This window comes from Cupriavidus sp. 8B (assembly GCF_054589115.1).
In genome coordinates this window covers 1-3,948 of record NZ_BAAILO010000134.1, presented here as the reverse complement: position 1 = coordinate 3,948, position 3,948 = coordinate 1, and the positions used below count along the sequence as shown (strand labels likewise).

General features: G+C 64.6%; 3 protein-coding genes. 2 read left to right on the top strand and 1 reads right to left on the bottom strand.

Translation table 11 applies throughout. The annotated features are described in order from the left end of the window. Nucleotides 1-183: 183 nt before the first annotated feature. Nucleotides 184-1,722: a hypothetical protein gene (locus ACYP5B_RS14280; RefSeq protein WP_318238617.1), complete on the bottom strand. Its 1,539-nt coding sequence runs from the start codon at nt 1,720-1,722 to the stop codon at nt 184-186. Between the two features lie 329 nt (nt 1,723-2,051). On the opposite strand from ACYP5B_RS14280, the gene ACYP5B_RS14275 reads away from it, so the two are divergent. After that, the gene (locus ACYP5B_RS14275) at nt 2,052-2,804 is read left to right on the top strand and encodes a sulfite exporter TauE/SafE family protein (RefSeq protein WP_318238618.1); all 753 of its coding nucleotides are present in this window, start codon (nt 2,052-2,054) and stop codon (nt 2,802-2,804) included. A gap of 50 nt (nt 2,805-2,854) precedes the next feature. After that, a complete protein-coding gene (locus ACYP5B_RS14270) occupies nt 2,855-3,787 on the top strand; it encodes an ornithine cyclodeaminase family protein (protein ID WP_400096925.1) in 933 nt (310 codons plus the stop codon). The last annotated feature ends 161 nt before the right edge of the window (nt 3,788-3,948 follow it).

Below are 3,948 nucleotides of genomic sequence, written 5' to 3'. Positions count from 1 at the left end.
CTGGGGGAACGAGTTCAAGGTGGGGGATAGCGTTGCGTGGTCCGGAGGCTTTATCCGCTCCATCCGGCACCATGATGTAGATTGTATACTATCTACTGTTTTTGGGAAGACGGTATTCGCAGCTTCGGAAATAAAAAAGCGAGGCACGGATGGCCTCGCTTTTTGTCACTCAATGCGACCGGGTCAGCGCCAGAGGAACATGGCGCAAACGGTGGATACGCACAGCCCGATCAGCACCGGCACCAGCAAGGCGCGCACCGCATCGAGCACCGGCACCCGGGCAAATCCGGCCACCGCGATCAGGGAGGACCAGGCGATCAGCGTGCCGCCGCCCGTCCAGACCGCGCCCATCTGCCCGATTGCCGCCAGCGTGGCGGAATCGAAGCCCACCACCGGGCCCAGCGCGCCGGCCAGCGTGCCGGTCAGCGGCAGGCCGGCAAAGCCCGAGCCATCGATGCCGGTGATCATGCCCACCAGCAGCACGCCAAAGGCAACCAGCACGTGGTTGTCCGGAATCATGTGCTGGTAAGCCTGGATCAGCTCGAACAGCAGGCTGGGCGCCTTGTCGGCGCTGACGCCCAGGATCTGCGCCGCGGTCTCGCCGGCGCCGACAAAGAAGAAGCCGGCGATCGGCAGCACCGAGCCCATTGCCTTGAAGGCGAAGACAAAGCCATCGGTGATGTGCTCGGGGCACACGTCGAGCATCTTGCGCGGACCTTCGGCAGCCAGCGTGGCCAGCATCATCAACAGCGCCGCAACGCCGCCGACCAGCGCGGCGGCATCGCCGCCTTTCAATTCCGGCAGGCCCGAACCCATCTTCGGCAGCACCATCACGGCCACCACCGCCAGGAAGGCAAGCGGCGTCACCACCGCAAAGCACTTCGACCACTTGACGCGGCGCAGCGCCACCATCGCCAGGCTGCGCTCGATATTGGCATCGGTGACGAGCGGCTCGTCGTGTTTGGTGCCGCGCGCGATCTCGGCCTTGTCGAAGGTGCCGGCGTGCTCGATCTTTTCAACGGCGCCGCCCGCGCGCGCTTGCCAATTGGTCAGCAAGGTGCCGCTGGCAGGCACGATGTGCTTGCGCATGGACAGATAAGCGAGGGCCAGCGCGATGGCGCCGGTGATGATCGACAGCACCAGCGCGCGATCGGCTACCACCACCGCGCTGACCGCGGCGCCGGCGGCCTTGGCGCTGATCCCGGGCGCCACGCCAATCACATAGTCGGACGAAAGCGCCATGCCCTGCCCCGCAATCGCAATGGCCATGGCGCCCGCCAGCGGCGGCAGCCCCGCGGCGATCGCTGCCGGCAGCAGGATGGCCGAGACCAGCGGCACCGCGGGCGTAGGCCAGAAGAACAGCGAAATCACGTAGGTAATGCCAGCCAGGATGAAGAACGCGGAATGGCCGTTTTTCATCACCACCCGGAACGGCTCCACCATCCGGATATCCGAGCGCAGCGTCTTCAGCGAATTGAGCAGCGCCGTCATGAAGGCGATGACCAGGAAGATGTTGAACAACTCCTTGGCCGCCACCAGGCTTGCCGAAAAAATGCCTCCCAGCGCCGAGACCGGGCTACCGGTCAGCGCGAACACCACCAGGAACGTACCAAGAATCGACGGTACGACCACATTGGCCCGCAGGATCATGGTCAGGACGATCACCGCCACGCCCAATAAGTAGATCCAGTGTGCCGCGCCAATCACCGCTTCGTGTTGCATGTATTCCCCTTGGATCTGTATCTGTAGAGACCGTCGTCTTTGTCTTGCGGGGCTATAGCTGCCCCATTAACGTATACTATATTCTTGATCTGCATCAAAACAAGCGAAATCTGCCTGAGCTAGGGAATCCACCCAATCTGGTGCAAACCCTTATATTTCCGCGCTCAAACGGGGATTTCAGCACCTTTTGCAAGCCGGCGGCACCTACCCCGTCGGTTCTGGATGCCTTCTCATTGAATTTTATGTAGACTGTATACCAATATGAAGCGCCAGCAGGATGCCACACGACGGGGCGCCGGGCGCAACCCCAGACTTCAATCCAATCCGCCATGACGCTTACCTCCCTTCTTCCCGCCGGCATCAGCGCCTGGCAATTCGGCATGATGGGCGCGCTGATCCTGGTAGGTGCCTGCCTGCAGGGCGTAGGCGGGATCGGCTTCTCCATGGTGTCGGCGCCGGTGGCCGTGCTGTTCTTCCCGCAACTGGCTCCGGGTCCCTTGCTTGCCATGGGCGGGCTGGTCTCGTTGCTGGGTGCGATACGCGAGTTCCGTGCCATTGCCTGGCGCACGGCGGGCAACGCCCTGGTTGGCCGCGCCGCCGGCACGGTGGTGGCGGTAGCGGCGATGACGCAGTTGCCGGCCGGGTTGCTGGCGCTGGTGTTCGCGCTGTCGATCCTGGCCGCGGTGGCGCTTAGCCTGCTGGGCTGGCGGGTGCAGGCATCCGGCCTCAACATGGCCGTGGCGGGCGCCGCGTCCGGCTTCATGGGCACGGTCACCTCGGCGGGCGCCCCGCCCTTTGCCATCGTTATGCAACACCTGCCACCGCCACAGTTGCGCGCCACCATCGGCTGCATCCTGTGTGCCGGCGCGGCTTTTTCACTGGCGATGCTGGCCGCCGCCGGCCGCTTCGGGCTAGTTGATTTATGGCTCAGCCTGAGCTTGTCGCCCATGCTGCTGATCGGCTTTGCCGTTTCCAATCGCCTCAAGAACCGCTTTTCGGCCAAGGCCGTGCGCAAGCTGCTGCTGGCGCTGTGCACTGCCGGCGCCGTTGGCGTGCTGGTCAAGCTTGCCTTGCCCGCCTGACGCCTCACCTTTAGTTACCCCTCCATTCCCGTCACTCCAGGAAATAATCCATGCTGCATATCACCGACGAGATGATCGACCGCCACGTCAGCCCCGCCGACGCCCAGCAAGTGATGCTGGACGCCTTCCGCAGCTTCGGACTGGGCAAGGCCGCCATGCAGGAGCGCATCCGCACCGAGGCCGGTGGCGTCAAGCTGTCCACGCTGGGCGCGGTGATTCCCGAGCAGCAGGTGGCCGGCGCCAAGGTCTACACCACCATCAAAGGACAGTTTTCCTTTGTCATCCTGATTTTCTCCACCGAGGACGGCCGGCCGCTGGCGTCGTTCGATGCGGGTGCGATCACCCGGCTGCGCACTGCCGCCTGTTCGGTGTTGGCCGCCCGGCACCTGGCGCGGCCGGGAGCCGAAGTGCTCGCGCTGTTCGGCGCCGGCACGCAAGGCGTGCAGCATGCCCGCCAACTCGCCGCCGCCCTGCCGCTCAAGCGCATCCTGCTGTCTGACCCGTATGCCGATGCCGCCATGCCCGAGCGCCTGGCGCAGCAGTGCGGCATCCCCGTCGATTTTGCCGAGCCGGACCAGGCCGTGGCACATGCCGACATCGTGGTCACCGCCTCGCGCTCCACCACGCCGCTGTTTTCCGGCCATTCGCTCAAGCCCGGCGCCTTCGTCGCGGCCATCGGTTCAAGCCTGCCGCATACCCGTGAGCTGGACGACGTGGCGCTCTCCCGCGCGGCCCGGCTGGTGGTGGAGTGGCGCCCGCAATCCATGCGCGAGGCCGGGGACATCGTGCTGGCGGATCCCGCCGTGCTGCCGGTGGGCAAGATCGTCGAGCTGGCCGATGTGGTGACCGGCAGCGTGAAGGCGCGTGGCAATGACACGGACATCCTGATCTACAAGTCGGTGGGTGTGGGGCTGGAGGATGTGGCGCTGGCGGGCTTCGCCTACCGGCAAATCGAAGCCGCGGGTGAAGCCAGGGCCGCGTGAGTGCGGCGCTGCGGGCATAAAGGCTGCACATCAGCAATATCGGCCAAAACCCCTTTCGCAAAATTGTAGATAGTATACAATCTACATCATGGTGCCGGATGGAGCGGATAAAGCCTCCGGACCACGCAACGCTATCCCCCACCTTGAACTCGTTCCCCCAG